This is a genomic window from Sarcina sp. DSM 11001 (assembly GCF_900101015.1).
Lineage (GTDB): Bacteria > Bacillota > Clostridia > Lachnospirales > Lachnospiraceae > CAG-791.
Genome location: NZ_FNFZ01000031.1, coordinates 26293 through 42294, shown reverse-complemented (window position 1 = coordinate 42294; position 16002 = coordinate 26293). Strand labels below are relative to the sequence as shown.

Here is a 16002-nt window from a genome sequence, read left to right as displayed (position 1 = left end):
AAAAACCAATCAGAAATCAGAGCGGCCGCACATTTTGGGCTTTCTGTCAACCCCCCTAAGGGGAAAATTTTTCGGATTTTTACGATTTTTTTGAAACTGCCGTGGATGGAAAAAGACGGGCATGCGGTGCCGCCGACATTTGAGCAAGGGTGGGACCGCAGCGTAGAGAAAACTGCCGGATTTGGTGGGTGGGCGAAAATGGAGGCGGCATAAGTACGCAGGACGAATAGCAAACTCGTGAATGAAGCCAGAAAATTTGGGGTGGCCCCCCTACGGGAAACCACCCCTATAAACTAACTGATTGACATTGGGTGTGACCTCTGGCAGTGTGACCGGAGGCATGAAGCTGCGCTTTTTGACTGTGGCGACAGATACTGCGGAGAAAAACGAACTAGACCTGCTGCGGGAATCTAAAAACGCTACTATCGTTGTCCTGCCTGACTCTCCTTATTATGAATCCCTGGAGAGCGCTATGAAGATCCGCAAGTATGTGAAACAACGGAATGTGACACAGCTTCCCAAGTCCATGCAGGATATTATCCGGGATCAGCAGGATGAGGCGAGCCGCTATGAAGTCTCTGCTATGGAGGAACTGAAAGCAGCTATTTCAAAGGCTTCCTTCTATGTGGATGGAGAACATCTTGAGATAAAAGGCGGTGATGCAAAGTCCCGCATTGACCAGGCTCTGGAATATCTTGTCACTCATGTTTACAGTGACTTGGATCTGATCGAGAGGAACACCGAGTCGGATACAGATATTATCGCCATCCTGACAGGGGAGGAATCCATGCTTCCCGGGGCAGAGCCGAACAGAAATGCAGCAGCCAAGGTGGAGGAATTCCTGATTATGCAGGACCGCAAAAACCTTCCCACCTCTATGTTTGATGTCCAAAGCCGTTATCAGGGAATCCCTTACGGATGGCGCGAGATTGATATTGCGGCTGTTGTCGCACTATTGATTATCCAACAGAAGGTCACTATTAAATATGGCGGAGCAACAATCCAGCCGACGGATCCTAAGCTTCCTGACATGTTACGTAAGCGTTCAGAGATTGGGAAAACCAGCATCTCTAAGCGGAAAACTCCTTCTCTGGTCAAAATGAAACAGGTCCGAGAACTTCTCAGGGAATACTTCGATGTCATGGATGTCCCTGATGATGAAGACGGACTAGTCGCATTTATAGTAAAGAAATTCGAGGAACAGAAGGAGCACTATGAGGCACTAAATGAGATGACAGACTCACATGCGAAAAGAAAAACGTGTAACTCGCTTGTAACGGGTCAAAAAAATGTCGGTTATCTCGGAGATTCCGATGCACGTGGAGACGGTATGTCTTTTGTCCAAACTCAATGAAACCCATCAGCACATCGAAGTGACAGTCGATATGGACGAAATGGATGTGACCGCAGCGGAGAGCAAGGCTACCTATGACGAGATCAGGGAATGGGTACAGGAGAACTATGGCTTCCATGTCACGAACCTGAATATCGCCCTGGTGAAGCGGAAACACGGCTTTGACCTGAGGGAAAACTTCAACAAGCCTAAGTCCCCGGACAGCCGGCAGCCTGGATGCCCGGAAAAGAAGGTGAGGGCGATTGAAGAGGCGCTGAGGCATTTTCAGATGGTGTGAGTGATAAAGTGCCCTAGTGGCTTTTTCAATTTGCTGTAATTGGCTGCGGGATTGAACAATACTGTTGTATTCAACTGGAACTAACGGGGTTTCCGTCATCAGGAGCAAAAACTGCTTCGAATGATGGGAACCCTTTTTGTATGTTGAATTTGTCCGGAATCTGTCCAGAAGCAGGTTCATGGCTGTGAGCTTATTGACAAACATATAGCTCTGTTGAATGTTATACAGTTTAAAAGGTTATATATTTTGACTAATTTCTGCGAATGCATCTAATTGCCGAAATTAATTGAAATTTTAGATGAATTAATATATACTTCAGGGCAGGAGGTGATGATTGTGATCGCGCTTAATGCAAACCAGAAATATTACACGACCAGCGAACTGAAAGAGATGGGCTGCTCTTATTATAAGATTGGTCAGATGGAAGAAAACGGACAGCTACGCCGCATTAATCGTACCACATATGAAAATCTTTCTTATGAAGGCGATGAAAATGATTTCATTAACGCAGCTGCTTATGTACCGAAAGGTGTGATCTGCCTGATGAGTGCCGCCAGATACTATGAGCTTACTAACTTCCTGCCGGATGTAATTGACGTGGCAATCGATCGGAAGAAAAAAGTCAGTACACTTCCTGACTGGCCGGAAATCAAAGTGTTCTATTTTGATCCTACACGTATGAATACTGGTGTTATAGAAATTACGGAAGGCGGCGACTCCTTCCAGATCTTTGATGTCGAAAAAACCGTTGTTGATATCATTTATTACCGCAATAAGATCGGTATTGAAGAAACGTCGGAAGTGCTGCGTAACTACCTGAAAAGACAGGACCGGCAAATTGACCGGCTTTATACTTATGCAAAAATGCTGCGGTGCGAATCTATTGTCAGAACTTATCTGGAGGTGCTTATTTCATGAACGCAGATTCTGTAAAAGCGAGGCTGAAGAACTTCGCTGTCAGCTCCGGGTGCACATTCCAGGAAGCGCTTGTTTATTATGGACTTGAGCGGACAATATATCGGATCTCAGTATCTCCATATGCTGATCATTTTGTCCTGAAAGGTGGCATTTTTCTGTATGCAATCTTTGATAAAAAGAATGAGCGTGCTAAGGCTTTTGATATCAAAGATATTGTTATAATTTAATTCCTCTTATCGGCGAAGTTCGCCATCCAAGCAGGAAGGGTAACATTTATCCGGACAGTATGGTTTTCAGTAGCAGCACGATATTCAGTGGTATCAACCTGTATTAAGTAAATGACATCTTCTGAATCACGGATGATTATCGCCTGAGGGGTAGGGTCGGAGATGGTAAGCCCTTCATCCTCTGCGACACAAAGCCAGTTACTGGCAGTATCAGTGATTGCGTCGCGCAGGAATTGTTTCTGTGTCTGGAAGGTCGTGTAGCGCGGGATCATTTGGGCGGCTCTGATTTCTGCATTAAGCTTGTCCAGATTTTCCTGTCCTCGTTTCTGTGCCCGGTATTCCTCTTCCGTAATCCTCACAGCTGCAGGGGAGAGGAGATCGACCTGATGAAGGTCTTCCCTCTGGCATAGATCCATGACATCCTTCAGCAGATATTTAAAATATTTTTTGGTCACATGGTGTTTGTAACCCGCACGGCAGTCGGTGTTACGTTCCATAAAGGACTGACGCTCGACATCTTTCATACGAATGCTGTTGAGCACCATATGGACATGGATGTTACCGCTTTTGTTGTGGCCTTCATCATGTGTACAGACGAGTACCTGATGCCCGGGAAAATTTCTGGCGGAAAATTCCATACCGAGTTCCTGTGCCCGTTCCACGGTCAGTCCTCATTCCGGTCCGTCGCGAGGATCGAAGCTCAGGATGTAATGGTGTGATTTGATTTCGTTCTTTATCTGGTTTTTGTGATATGCGGCATTGACCCGCTCACAGGCTTTGTCAAACGAGTATGCGGGTATTTGAAGTCATATAGTTCATCATTTAAGCTGTCACCTCAATTCGAATGAGAAATATGTATTTGCTTTTTCGAATAAAGATTACTACAGTCCGGACCTGTTTCCATCTGGGGCATGTTGAACGAAAGTTGCACGAAAAACATGTAAAAAGAAGGATATGGGGAAGCTGTATAGGTGCAGGAAGAAAAAAGAATGATAAGGAAAGGCCAAGAGCAGTACGCACGCATGATATAACTCTCGACAAAGAATATGTTCAGTGGATACATGATATTAAACAGCGATTCCGTAGTGCCCAGATTAAAGCGGCGGTAAAGGTGAATTCTGAACAACTTCTTTTCAACTGGCAGTTGGGCAGAGACCTCGTGATAAAACGCGCTGAAGAAAAATGGGGGAGGGGAGTTGTCGAACAGGTCAGCCTTGACCTTCAGGCGGCATTTCCAGAGGCAAAGGGATTCTCTGCTCGTAACTTATGGTTCATGAAACAGTGGTATACATTTTACTCATCAGCAGACAATGCAGTTCAGCTGATTTCAAATTTAGAAAATCAAATTGATACTACCAGCATAAAACTAAAGCAAGTTGCTTCAGTAATTCAGAAACAAAAACTGAAGCAGCTTGATTCAGAAATGCTGTTTCCTTTGATATTTGCGTATGTTCCATGGATGCATCATGTCTTAATCATGCAAAAATGTAAGTCAATTGAAGAAGCCTTGTTTTACATTCAAAGGACTGTCGAAGAGAGCTTGAGTCGGAATGCCCTTGATAACATTATTCGCGCTGATTTGTACCATTCATTGGGGACAGCAATTACGAATTATGATCAGCGCCTGCCAGAGCCGCAAGGGAAACTTGCGCAGGAATTGTTGAAAGGGAACTATGACCTGGGTTTCGTCTCTCTTCCTGAAGAATATGATGAGGAAGCTCTGGAAACTGCCATTGAGCAGAGGATGACCAGATTCCTGCTTGAGCTCGGCGAAGGCTGGGCTTTTGTAGGAAGACAGAAAGAAATCATCATCTCCGGGAAAACCAGAAAGATTGATTTGTTGTTTTATCATATCTACCTGCGATGCTATGTTGTGCTGGAACTGAAGGTTAAGCCTTTCGATCCGGAATACGCAGGGAAGTTGAATTTCTATGTAAATGCTGTAAACGAGTTCATCCGAAAGGATAGCGACAATCCGACGATCGGACTTCTGATCTGCAAGGATATGGATCGTACGGAGGTTCAGCTGGCGTTTCAGGGAATCACAACTCCAATGGGCGTGGCGACTTACGATAATGTGAAAATAAAGGAAATTCAGGAATACCTGCCTACTGCGGAGCAGATCCAGCAGCAGATTGAAATTGCAGAAGAGGAATACAGGATAAGTCTTAGCGAAAAGAAAGACAGATAATACTGAAAGGAAGCTATATGGGTCTGATTGAAATAGCCAGTGGGGATTCCGTCTGGCGCGGAATGGATTATTATGAAAACCATAAAGTGGTTTCCTGGAATAAATCCGGGGATTCAACATATGAAGGGGTTGTATCCGGAAGCAACGGGGAAAGCTATAAAGTTTACATTGATAAACTGCATCCCAGGAAATCCATTTGCAATTGTGCGTTTGCCGAAGGACGGCGGGTGGTATGCAAACATATGATTGCACTGTATTTCACCTCTGAACCAGAAGCTGCGAAAGATTTCCTGAAACAAGCAGAAGAATGGGAACGTGAGGAAGAGGAAAGAGTGAAACGGCATTACGAAGATTTGCGAAAGTATGTAAAAAGCCTTTCGAAAGCAGAACTGCAGGAACGTTTATATAACGCCCTTGTTGAACTTGAAGAACGTAGAAATCGATACTGGTAAAGCAGTGCTGCGGTGGATCGTTTTACACCTACTGTTCATGTGGAGTGCGTAGTATTGATGTTAAGGAAAAATACATAAAGCCGACAAGAGTGTTTGAACTGGAAGATGGTGTCGGCATTTATAGAAACAGGAGAAGATGAAGATGTGTACAGCAGCAACTTATTATGCAAAGGATCATTATTTCGGACGCAATCTGGATCTGGAATTTTCTTATCACGAAGAGATCACTATTGTGCCAAGAAACTATCCCTTTATCTTTCGCAAATGCGAGGGCATCAATCATCATTATGCAATGATCGGAACAGCGTTTGTTGTGGAGGGGTATCCGCTCTTCTATGATGCCGTAAATGAGAAAGGCCTTGGAATTGCTGGATTAAATTTTCCCGGGAACGCTGCTTATAAGGCAGAAGTTCCGGATGCGGACAATGTAGCACCATTTGAATTCATACCATGGATCCTCAGTCGCTGTGCCGATGTCGATGAGGCAAAGACACTTATTTCCCGGATGAATCCGGTAAATATAAGTTTTAGCCCGGAGCTTCCGTTAACGCCGTTGCATTGGATGATTGCGGATAAAAAAAGAACGATTGTAGTTGAACCTCTAAAAGATGGCATCAGAGTATACGATGATCCGGTGGGGGTCATGACCAACAATCCAACCTTTGATCAGCAGATGTTTCATCTCAGCAATTATATGCATTTGTCAAATAAACCTGTGACAAATACTTTCACCAAGGGTCTGGAGATTACGGAATACAGCCGTGGAATGGGCGCGATGGGAATGCCCGGTGATCTTTCCTCTGCATCAAGGTTTGTGAAGGCGGCGTTTACCCGCATGAATTCAGTTTCCGGCAATTCGGAGGAGGAAAGTGTAAGCCAGTTTTTCCACATTCTGGGGTCCGTAGAGCAACAAAGAGGCTGTGTTTGTCTAGGCGAAGGAAAATATGAGATAACCGTATATTCTTCCTGCTGTAACATGGATCGGGGAATTTACTATTACAGAACATATGAGAATTCTCAGATTACAGCCGTAGATATGCACAAAGAGGCAACAGACGGAGAAGCATTGATTCGGTATCCGATGATCAAAGAACAGCAGATACGATATCAAAACTGAAATCGAGAGATATTTCAGTTTGTAGACTTGTTCGGTATAACGGATTTTATCATAATCAATTCGGCTTTACCGTTGACATTCATAGCAACGGCTTCAGGCATGTCGAGACGGTCTGTTCGCTACATCGGACGAATGCCTAGAAATCCTTCTTTCCCGCGATGCCGACACGGATAATTCCAAGGGCACAAAGGCTGAAAAAGCCCGAGTTTATGCGGAATTTTACCATTCCGAGCAGAAAGAAAACTACATCGAGATACTCCAATTCACTCATTTTTCAAAGTTCTGGAATTTAAATCCGAGCAAGAAAAAAGGACCCAAAAAAGAGAAAATATCGAGTATCAGAGTTTCGGTAGTTTTGCACCTCGTATGCGGGAACACATCTAAAGGGAGTCCGTAATTTCTTCAACTGAATTATAAAAATGTGAAAAAAGCGTTTGTTTTCAAGGGTTTTTGAAAGCAGACGCTTTTATGTTTACAGGAAATCAGGAGGAGGAAAGGATTGATGACGAACGAAGAGAAGATGTATTCATTAGGAAGTTACGCATCAGGCGCGTGCAGTGGAATGGTCCGGATCTGTGATCTGCAGGAATTTTCCGATCATCCATTTAAGGTTGTAAAGGATGCCGCAATGTATGAACTCATGGAGAGCATCAGACTGGAAGGCGTGCTTGTACCGCTCTTGATCAGGCCGGCAGAACAGGATGGAAAATATGAAATCATAGCGGGACACAGACGTAAAATGGCGGCTGAATGGGCAGGCCTCACAGAAGTGCCGGCAATCGTCCGTAATCTGGATGATGATCAGGCTGTAATCGCAATGATTGACAGCAATCTGCAGAGAGAAAGGATCCTGCCGAGTGAAAAGGCATATGCTTATAAGATGCGTCTGGAAGCCATGAAACATTAGGGAAGTGGTAGCCTTTCCACTTGGCGCGTTTGATTTCTGCTTCCATACCGGATGAGATGCGGCTGCCAAATACCCAGACCTCAGCGCACTTGCTCATTAGGGCATTTCCGAAGAAAAGACTAAGCTCACGTTCATCCGGATTGTCATCATCAAGGAACTGCGGAAATAGCAGGTGCGGTGCGATAGGGATATATCCCTTGTCCACGGCATACCGACTGTAGCGTCTGGCGTTGGCTACGTTTGTCTCCACATCTCCTGAAAATGGAGAGCAGATGTAGACGATAGGCCGGAAAGCACGAAGGGACTGCTTTTCATTTGCAGCAATCCGGGAGTGTGCTTCACCTGCAGTTGGGTCAGGATAGCCTTCGCAATTGCGATAATCGTTGCTCACTCAAAGTCCTCCTTTCCGGGCAGACTTAAAGGCGTCCACCTCCAATTTCCACTGGAGATGAACGCCTGATTTGAGCGGATTAAAATAAAAAAACATCTAAGTTGTTGATATTATGTCGGAACCGACGTACAATAAGTCGGAACCGACACAAAGGAGGGTGTTATGAATTTTGACAGAGTTGCTATATTAGTTAAGAAAGCAGCCCTTGAGGCAGATAAGGTACAGGCTCCAATTTTACAGTCCTATGATCTGACAGTCGCGCAGTACAAATTCTTAAAGAAGCTTTATTATTCACCGAAGGACTCTGTGAGAGTTATGGATCTGGAAAACACTTTTTCCATGACACATTCCACAGCTATTGATATTCTGCAGGTACTTGAGAAAAAAGGTTACACGACGCGCATTGTAAATCCCAAAGATGCCAGAAGCAAAATCGTCTCACTAACGGATAAAGCATATGCCGAACAAAAGGAGCTGGAGGCATTAGGTGAGGAGATGGAGATTGCAGTCACTAAAAATCTGACGGAAAAGGAAAAAGAACAATTGATATTACTACTGAAGAAGCTGATCGGTGAATAAATGGAGGGAATGTCAAATGAAAATTATTACTATAGAAGAACACTACATGTCAGAGAAGGTCAATGACCGTTTTATGGAACTCAATCAGCCCAAGGATGAGGTACAAGCCAATCAGGAGGCATTTGTAAAGCTTTTCATGCAACAGGGCACAATCACAGATATCGGTGAGCGTCGTATCGCTTTTATGGATGAAAACGGTATTGATGCGCAGATCATTGGTTATGGTAACAATCAGCCGATGCACATCCATAAGGAAGATGAGGCAGTAGAGCTGTGCCGCTTAGCGAACGATGAGCTTTATGCAGCAACAAAAAAATATCCCGGACGCTTTTATGGCTATGCAACACTTCCGGTGGATGATGTGGAAGCCTCTGTCATCGAATTGGAAAGGTGCATAAAAGAGCTCGGATTTGTGGGTGTCATGATCAATGGCCCGTTTGATGGACATTTTCTGGACGAGGAACGTTTTTTCCCGATCTTTGAAAAAGCAGCAGAGCTTGATGTACCGGTCTATCTTCATCCGACAGAGGTTCCTGCAGAGCTTCGCAAATACTATTATGAAGGCAGCTGGAACGGCAGGACGGCAAACACCTTTGCGGGCTTTGGTATCGGATGGCATTACCATACTGCCATGCACCTGATGCGTTTTATCCTCTCAGGCATCTTTGATAAGCTGCCGGGGCTTAAGATGATCGTAGGCCACTGGGGCGAGTTACTTCCCTTTTATTTTGATCGCATGAATGCTTCGATGCCTCCGCAGATGACAGGCCTTTTGCATGACATCAAGTACTATTTTCGGAACAATGTCTATACTGATCCAAGCGGTATGTTCTTTAAGGACGATATGGATTTCTGCATGAAGGCCTTTGCACCGGATCACATCCTCTGGGCACAGGATTATCCATACGGCTTGAACGAAGCAAACTATGATACCAAGGCAAGTCTGGTGAAGACTTTCCTTGAGGAGCTTGACCTTGATGAAGAAACAAAAGAAAACATCGCACATCGCAATGCCGAAAAATTATTCAGACTGTAAAGGAGACTACAAACATGACTGAACAGAGCTTAAAGGAAATCAGCAACTTTATTGACGAGGCAAAGATCTACTACCTCGCAACCGTGGACGGCGATCAGCCGAAGAACAGACCTCTTGGCGGACATCACATCTATGATGGCAGGCTGATGTTTACCATCGGTGATCACAAGAACGTGTATAAACAGATGCAGGAAAATCCGAAGGTCGAGATCGTGGCATTTTCTAAGGGAAAGTGGCTGCGCTATATGACTGGTTTCTCAGCAGCAATCATGCATCCGATGTAAAAGAGAATACGGAGATTACGGCAACCGGTGTAGTGACCTATATCGGAACAGACATACACGGACTGCCTTCATTCCGTCTTTCTGATAGCGCAGATGGTAACTGCTATGTTCACGCTTGCCTTGCTTCATCGGGCGGATACGGGAATATCAAAGTCGGTGACGAGATTACTGTCAAAGGGAACTTCCATATACTCAGTGATGAATGGGGCGTCGTGCTGAAAAATTCAGTAGTGCTGTAAGGAGAAAGCATAGCTTAGGAGGGATTTCAAATGACAGATATCAAAAGACTGGGACTTGGCTGCATGGGCATGAATATGTCCAACAAAGAACGTTCCATAGAAACCATTCGTTATGCACTTAGGTCTGGTGTGACACTTCTAAATACCGGTGAATTCTATGGTGGTGGAGAGAGTGAAATGGTGCTTCGTGAAGCGCTCGCTGGTGTTTCAAGAGATCGTTATTTTCTCTCAGTCAAGTTTGGTGTGCTGCCGCAGCCGGGCGGTGGGATCTACGGACTGGATGTGAAGCCGTGGAACGTGAAAGCTCATCTCGCCTATTCCCTGCATCGGCTCGGTCTTGACTATGTGGATTTATATCAGCCTGCCCGGATGGATGAGAGTATTCCTGTGGAAGAGATCATCGGTGCCATTCAGGAATGCGTAGATGCCGGATATGTCAGAAACATCGGACTGACACAGCTCGCGCCGGAAAATCTGGAACGTGCTGCAAAGGTGAATCAGATCCATACGGTTGAACTTGCCTATTCACTTGCCAACCGAAATATCGAGACGAACGGCATTCTGGACGTGGCCAGAAAGCATAATATGAACATACTCGCTTTCAGCGTTCTGCAGCATGGACTCCTGTCGGATAATTCCAGTGCTGGAGCGGGAAGGCCGGGTATGCCGCAGGAAGTGAAAGAAGCTATTCTCTCTGGTATCCGTGAGATTGCAGGTGAGAAAAACACAAGCGTCGAAAATCTTTTGCAAGCGTACGTGTATGCTAAGAATCCCGACATGAGCATTCTGATTGGTACGACGAGAAAAGAGCATCTGCAGGATTCCATAAATGCTCTATCAGTTGAACTCTCTGCAGAGGATATTAAGTGGATAGAAACTGTATTCCCTGCCGAGCAGCTTCAAGGTATGGGGATGCGAAATTTCATTTTCCGAGACGGCAGAATGGAAATGTAATGTATGTAATTTAATAGTGGCAGCGCCTATCACGATGCAGATAGAAATAGACGAGGAGAAAGCGCAATGAAAGCAGCAATTCTGAATGGGTATCATAAAAACGAATGTGATCTTGAAATAAAAGATATTCCTGTTCCTGAAATCGGCAAGCAGGAAGTGCTTGTTAAGATTCATACTGCAGGTGTGAATCCACTGGATAATATGATCATCCACGGCGAGGTAAAGATGATCGTTCCATATAAATTTCCGTTGGTGATGGGAAATGAGTTCGTCGGTGTGATTGAGAAGACAGGAGCGAAAGTCAGCAAGTATTCTGTAGGTGACCGGGTTTACGGAAGGATGCCGCTTCAGAAGATCGGAGCATTTGCGGAATATGCTGCCATTGATCAGAATGCCATTGCGAAAGTGCCGGAGTATCTGAGTGATGAAGAAGCAGCCTGTGTTCCTCTGACGGCACTTACGGCGCTGCAGGCATTTGAACTTATGAAGCCAAAGGCTGGTGAGACTATCTTCATCTCCGGAGGCACCGGAAGCCTTGGTGCAATGGCGATTCCGGTTGCGAAAAGCTATGGATTGACTGTCATCACGAACGGAAGTGCTGCAAACAAAGAGCGTGTGGTTGCATTAGGTGTGGATCGATTTATCGATTATAAGACGGAGGATTATTCCGAAGTTCTGTCAGATGTAGATTATGTCTTAGATACACTTGGTGATCGGGAACTTCCGAAAGAATTCAGCATACTCAAACATGGCGGTAAGCTCGTGTCCCTGCGAGGTATGCCGAATGGAGAATTTGCTGTCCGCACTGGTATGCCTGCTTTCAAGAGACTGCTGCTCAAGGTGGCCGGAAGAAAATACGACCAGATGGCCGCAAAGAAGAATCAGAGCTACTACTTTATCTTTGTACATGAAGATGGCGCAGGATTGGAGCAGATATCTGACATATTTGCAGAGCGGCATATCGAAGCATCGGTTGATGAAGTGTTCTCTCTTGATGAGGTGAACGACGCACTGCAAAAGGTAGCTGCAGGAAAATCAAAGGGAAAGACCATCCTGAAAATAAATGAATAAAACAATTTAAGAAGAACAGCTCCCGGCCACCGGTGAAAAATCCGATGATCGGGAGCTTGCTTTTTGCCGGGATCAGGCTTTGACTTCCTGCCCGTTCTTGAAGGTGATGCGGATGTCATGGCGTAGCCGTTTTCGATGACCTCTTCCTTTGTCTCCAGCAGCTTGTTTGTCGCCCGGAGGAAGGCCGCCTGAATCTCCTCATCCGTCAGGTGGGGCGTGTGGCAGGTCTGGTCGCCATCGTACTTGTGATTGCAGCGCTAGATGACAGGTTGTTCTTCTCCCTCGTTTATTTTGATTTGACTTAGGCTTGATTTCTCAACAGATTCCCACGAACTGCACTGAAAACAGAACGGTATTTCTGCTGTTCAGAAGCCAGACAGGCGATCCAGTAGGTGGCATGGGCTTCCGGGTCGGTGATGGGCAGTGCAACCCTGTCCGGCGGCAGATAGCCGGCTTTCAGCATCTGGTCCGAATTAAAGAAAGGAAGGTTGGAGGCGTCAATCAGTTCCCCCAGGGCGTCCATGCTGTTCTGGATCAGCAGATCTGAGGCATTGAGCTTTTCCAGTGTGACGTCCATCCAGAAGCCCACATAGGCTGTCATCAGGATGCGGAGTCCCTTCAGCTCTTCAAAAGTGACACTGTCCTGCTTTGCCAGCGGATGGTCCTTTGTAATGGAGATATATAATTGTTCATCCAGATATCTCTGGCAGAACAGGTCCTTATCTTCTGGACAGTGATGCAGAACGACCATCTGATAAAGATGGCTTCGAAGACCGGCAAGCAGCTTTTCATCGTTACTCACAAGCTCAGTGGACAGTGTTTTTCCGGGAAGCTGTTCCTGCAGGGTCGGCATCAGGTCATTGATCGGGAACGGTGAACAGGAGCCGATGCTGATGGTCCGGAGGCTCCGGTCAAACGCCGTGACCCTTTCGATCATCTCCTGATTTGCTTCCAGAGCTCTTCTGGCATAGTCTGCCGCCAGTTTTCCCGTCTCATTCAGCGAAATCTTGCTGTTTTCCCTGATAAACAAGGATACTCCAAGCACATCCTCCAGCTTCTTCATGGAACGGCTTAAGGACGGCTGAGATATATGCAGTTCTTCAGATGCTTTTAAAAGCGTGCCGCAGCGGGCAACGGCTTCAAACTGTTCCAGCAGGTAGGATTCGATCAGCATGACATCATTTCCTCTCTTTTTTTATCTGTAGATATATACGTAATACGTATACAATTATAGATACAAAGCAGTGTACTTGCAAGGAAAATCAGGATAAAATGGCATCATCAACAAAGAAACAAGTTATAGCCCTCATGCAATGGGCAGAATCGAAAGGAGATACAGACCATGGAATACATCACACTGAATACCGGAGCAAAGATGCCGCTGGAGGGTTTCGGAGTTTTCCAGATCCCGGATGCTGCCGAATGCGAGCAGGTTGTTTACAATGCAATCAAAACAGGATACCGGCTGTTAGACACCGCTGCTTCCTATGGCAATGAAGAGGCACTTGGAAAAGGCGTGAAACGCGCCATCGCCGATGGTCTGGTGACCCGGGAGGAGCTTTTCATCACCACCAAGGTCTGGATCACCGACATGAAAACCGAAGATTCGGCTTATGAGGCAGTGAAGACATCTCTTCAGAAACTGGACATGCCGTACGTGGACCTGGTCCTGCTTCATCAGGCAATGGGCGATTACTTCGCGGCTTACAGAGGCATTACAAAAGCATATAAGGAAGGTCTCACGAAGGCAATCGGTGTTTACAATTTCTATCCTTTCGTACTGGTGAACCTGTGTGCCAACGTGGAAGTCATCCCCGCCGTCAATCAGGTGGAGCTGCATCCCTTCTTCCAGCAGGAAGATGCGCTGGCTGTCATGAAGGAATACGGCATTGCGCCACAGGCATGGGGTCCGCTCGCCGAAGGAAAGCACGGGATCTTCAAGGATCCGCTGCTGACTGAGATCGGCGCCAGGTACGGCAAGACGGCGGCACAGGTCGTCCTCCGCTGGAATACCCAGCGCGGCGTTTCGATCCTTCCCAAGTCCGTCCATGTGGAGCGCATGGAGCAGAACCTGGATATCTGGGATTTCTCCCTTACGGATGAAGAGATGGAGCAGATCAAGGAAAAAGACCTTGGCCACAGCGAGATCATCAACCATTTTGATCCCCAGCTTGTCAAGTGGCTGCTCAGCTACAAGGCATGATGACCGTACACAGAGAATTAGGAGCAGGATATGGCAAAAGAACTGGTAGTTTACTTCTCCGTCTATGGCACGGCAAAGATCGTGGCCGGGGAGATCGCGAAGCAGACCGGCGCGGATATCGCAGAGATTGAACCGACGGTGCCCTATGACAGCAACCGGGATCACTACAACGCGCTGGCAAGACTCGCAAAGAAAGAACATGACGAGGATCAGCGGCCGGCGATCAAGAACGAGATCGACATCGAAAGCTATGACAGGATCTACATCGGTTACCCTATGTGGTGGTACACCTTCCCGATGATCATCTACACCTTTTTCGATAAGTATGATTTTTCCGGGAAGACCATCATCCCCTTCAACACCCACATGGGATCCGGGGACGGCGGCACTTATGATACGATCCGTAAGCTTGAGCCGAAGGCAAAAGTACTGACAGGCCTTCCGGTAGAGATGCGGGACGCTGAGAACGGCCCGGCAAAGGCAGTTGAGAAGTGGCTGAAGAGTCTGAGTACCTTGAAAGAAACAGCATAAGCAGAGGAATAGAGCAATGAAGAAAAAACTGATTATATCCGCAATTCTCGCTGTGGTACTGCTGGCAGGCTGCGCGCAAAGTACGGCGGCGACTTCCCTGCAGACAGCGTCATCAGAGACCAATGCAGCTGCTTTGGTGAATGAAACGGCAGAAGGAACACAGGATATCCCGAATGCCGAAACTGACACAGCAGCCGCAGCAGAGAATTCTCAGGATGAAGACGGAACACTTCGTATTGCGAAGCAGGGCATGTTTTCCGCAGGTGGAACGGTCACCGATCCTGTGTCCGGCGAGTATGACGAAACAAAGAACTGGCAGGATCCCACCCGGGCCGGGAATACAATGCACGTGGATCACGCGAATGTCTTCTATCAGATACCGGAGAATGACAACGGCAATCCCATCGTTTTTCTGCATGGTGCAGGTCAGTCCCGCATGGGATGGATGACGACCCCGGATGGAAGAGAAGGCTGGTCGGATATCTTTTTGAAAGCAGGCCACAGCATCTTTCTTGTGGATCAGCCTCGCCGCGGAGAGGCAGGGCAGACCGCTGAAGGCCCGGTAGATACACTGGCCGGAGACCAGGCCTGGTATACACATTTCAGGATCGGACGCATTGCTCCGGAACGTTATGAAAACTCACAGTTTCCGGAAGGAGACGAAGCTCAGGATCAGTTCTTCCGTCAGATGACTCCGAATACGGGCGAATACGACCAGGAAATGATCGCTGAAGCGATGGATGCGGTTTTGAAAAAGGTTTACGAGATGACCGGGCATAAGTCCATCCTTGTGACCCACTCGCAGGGCGGACTGGTCGGATGGGATGTTTCCCTGGACTATGTTTCAGCCATTGTCGCCGTCGAACCCGGCATTGCGCCTGCGGAGCAGATGATGCCCGAAGCGTGGAACAAGTTCATGACACTGGAGAGCAAGGTTCCGGTCATCTTCTATTACGGCGATAACATCGATAACGGGCCGGAAGACATTGACTCTACGGCATTCTGGCAGATGTCCAGGAATACCTGCGTCGCATTTTCAGAGGCTTATAATGCCGCAGGCGGCGACGCTGCGGTCATTGACCTTCCGAAGGAAGGAATCTACGGAAACAGTCATTTCCTGTTCCAGGAGCTGAACAACAAAGAGATCGCGGACCATGTGGAAGCCTGGCTTGCAGAACGGGGTCTGACGAATCAGAAAAATTAAATGGAGAAGCCGGATGGTGTGCGGGATCTGTGTACGAGGCCCGCGCCCTTCCGGCTGAGCTAAGTTG

The 16002-nt window shown here is 46.8% G+C and carries 19 protein-coding genes and 1 pseudogene; 17 read left to right on the top strand and 3 right to left on the bottom strand.

Annotation, left to right across the window (positions count from 1 at the left end; genetic code table 11):
• The 5 genes from BLT02_RS17315 to BLT02_RS14250 form a co-directional block, all read left to right on the top strand.
• Positions 1 to 213: hypothetical protein (locus BLT02_RS17315; RefSeq protein WP_175453861.1), on the top strand; the 213-nt coding region annotated here is incomplete at its 5' end.
• Between the two features lie 127 nt (positions 214 to 340).
• Entirely contained in the window at positions 341 to 1354 is a 1014-nt protein-coding gene (locus BLT02_RS14265) for a hypothetical protein (RefSeq protein ID WP_242869829.1), read from the top strand.
• Entirely contained in the window at positions 1338 to 1631 is a 294-nt protein-coding gene (locus BLT02_RS14260; RefSeq protein ID WP_242869828.1) for a 23S rRNA methyltransferase, read from the top strand. The genes BLT02_RS14265 and BLT02_RS14260 overlap by 17 nt, the downstream gene beginning before the upstream one ends.
• Positions 1632 to 1961: 330 nt before the next feature.
• Positions 1962 to 2549: a type IV toxin-antitoxin system AbiEi family antitoxin domain-containing protein gene (locus tag BLT02_RS14255; RefSeq protein ID WP_092996962.1), complete on the top strand. Its 588-nt coding sequence runs from the start codon at positions 1962 to 1964 to the stop codon at positions 2547 to 2549.
• Positions 2546 to 2776, top strand: coding sequence for a hypothetical protein (locus BLT02_RS14250; protein WP_092996959.1), 231 nt, complete (start codon positions 2546 to 2548; stop codon positions 2774 to 2776). The genes BLT02_RS14255 and BLT02_RS14250 overlap by 4 nt, the downstream gene beginning before the upstream one ends.
• On the opposite strand, the gene BLT02_RS14245 is transcribed toward BLT02_RS14250, so the two are convergent.
• A complete protein-coding gene (locus BLT02_RS14245; RefSeq protein WP_092996956.1) occupies positions 2773 to 3438 on the bottom strand; it encodes a relaxase/mobilization nuclease domain-containing protein in 666 nt (221 codons plus the stop codon). The two genes, BLT02_RS14250 and BLT02_RS14245, sit on opposite strands and share 4 nt — an antisense overlap.
• 197 nt (positions 3439 to 3635) lie before the next feature.
• Here BLT02_RS14245 and BLT02_RS14240 point away from each other — a divergent pair, with 197 nt between their 5' ends.
• From BLT02_RS14240 to BLT02_RS14225, 4 genes are all read left to right on the top strand, one after another.
• Positions 3636 to 4967, top strand: coding sequence for a PDDEXK nuclease domain-containing protein (locus BLT02_RS14240; protein ID WP_242869827.1), 1332 nt, complete (start codon positions 3636 to 3638; stop codon positions 4965 to 4967).
• A gap of 17 nt (positions 4968 to 4984) precedes the next feature.
• Complete coding sequence (locus BLT02_RS14235; protein WP_092996950.1) at positions 4985 to 5419, top strand: SWIM zinc finger family protein; 435 nt, start codon at positions 4985 to 4987, stop codon at positions 5417 to 5419.
• A gap of 142 nt (positions 5420 to 5561) precedes the next feature.
• The gene (gene bsh, locus BLT02_RS14230) at positions 5562 to 6536 is read left to right on the top strand and encodes a choloylglycine hydrolase (protein ID WP_092996947.1); all 975 of its coding nucleotides are present in this window, start codon (positions 5562 to 5564) and stop codon (positions 6534 to 6536) included.
• 502 nt (positions 6537 to 7038) lie between these two features.
• A complete protein-coding gene (locus tag BLT02_RS14225; protein WP_092996944.1) occupies positions 7039 to 7443 on the top strand; it encodes a ParB/RepB/Spo0J family partition protein in 405 nt (134 codons plus the stop codon).
• Positions 7444 to 7456: 13 nt separating this feature from the next.
• Here BLT02_RS14225 and BLT02_RS17955 read toward each other — a convergent pair.
• Positions 7457 to 7834, bottom strand: a pseudogene (locus BLT02_RS17955) (DUF4406 domain-containing protein); the annotation flags it as partial.
• A gap of 162 nt (positions 7835 to 7996) precedes the next feature.
• On the opposite strand from BLT02_RS17955, the gene BLT02_RS14215 reads away from it, so the two are divergent.
• The 5 genes from BLT02_RS14215 to BLT02_RS14190 all read left to right on the top strand — a co-directional run bounded on the left by BLT02_RS14215 (position 7997) and on the right by BLT02_RS14190 (position 11997).
• A complete protein-coding gene (locus BLT02_RS14215; protein ID WP_092996941.1) occupies positions 7997 to 8413 on the top strand; it encodes a MarR family winged helix-turn-helix transcriptional regulator in 417 nt (138 codons plus the stop codon).
• Entirely contained in the window at positions 8406 to 9449 is a 1044-nt protein-coding gene (locus BLT02_RS14210; protein ID WP_139187651.1) for an amidohydrolase family protein, read from the top strand. Before BLT02_RS14215 ends, BLT02_RS14210 begins: the two co-directional genes overlap by 8 nt.
• A gap of 14 nt (positions 9450 to 9463) precedes the next feature.
• Positions 9464 to 9733, top strand: a complete 270-nt coding sequence (locus BLT02_RS14205; RefSeq protein WP_092996935.1) for a pyridoxamine 5'-phosphate oxidase family protein — start codon at positions 9464 to 9466, stop codon at positions 9731 to 9733.
• 269 nt (positions 9734 to 10002) lie between these two features.
• Positions 10003 to 10926, top strand: a complete 924-nt coding sequence (locus BLT02_RS14195) for an aldo/keto reductase (RefSeq protein WP_092996930.1) — start codon at positions 10003 to 10005, stop codon at positions 10924 to 10926.
• Between the two features lie 66 nt (positions 10927 to 10992).
• Positions 10993 to 11997: an NADP-dependent oxidoreductase gene (locus tag BLT02_RS14190; protein ID WP_092996927.1), complete on the top strand. Its 1005-nt coding sequence runs from the start codon at positions 10993 to 10995 to the stop codon at positions 11995 to 11997.
• Between the two features lie 301 nt (positions 11998 to 12298).
• Here the strand turns inward: BLT02_RS14190 and BLT02_RS14185 are convergent, their stop codons facing one another.
• The gene (locus BLT02_RS14185) at positions 12299 to 13171 is read right to left on the bottom strand and encodes a LysR family transcriptional regulator (RefSeq protein ID WP_092996924.1); all 873 of its coding nucleotides are present in this window, start codon (positions 13169 to 13171) and stop codon (positions 12299 to 12301) included.
• Positions 13172 to 13339: 168 nt separating this feature from the next.
• Between BLT02_RS14185 and BLT02_RS14180 the strand changes: the two genes are divergently transcribed.
• Genes BLT02_RS14180 through BLT02_RS14170 form a run of 3 tightly spaced genes read left to right on the top strand, consistent with a single transcriptional unit; the run spans position 13340 to position 15935 of the window.
• Positions 13340 to 14200 carry an aldo/keto reductase gene (locus BLT02_RS14180; RefSeq protein ID WP_092996921.1) on the top strand — a complete coding sequence of 287 codons (861 nt, stop codon included), beginning with the start codon at positions 13340 to 13342 and terminating at the stop codon, positions 14198 to 14200.
• A 30-nt stretch (positions 14201 to 14230) separates the two neighbouring features.
• Positions 14231 to 14731: a flavodoxin gene (locus BLT02_RS14175; protein WP_092996918.1), complete on the top strand. Its 501-nt coding sequence runs from the start codon at positions 14231 to 14233 to the stop codon at positions 14729 to 14731.
• Positions 14732 to 14747: 16 nt separating this feature from the next.
• Entirely contained in the window at positions 14748 to 15935 is a 1188-nt protein-coding gene (locus BLT02_RS14170; RefSeq protein WP_092996915.1) for an alpha/beta hydrolase, read from the top strand.
• Positions 15936 to 16002 lie beyond the last annotated feature (67 nt).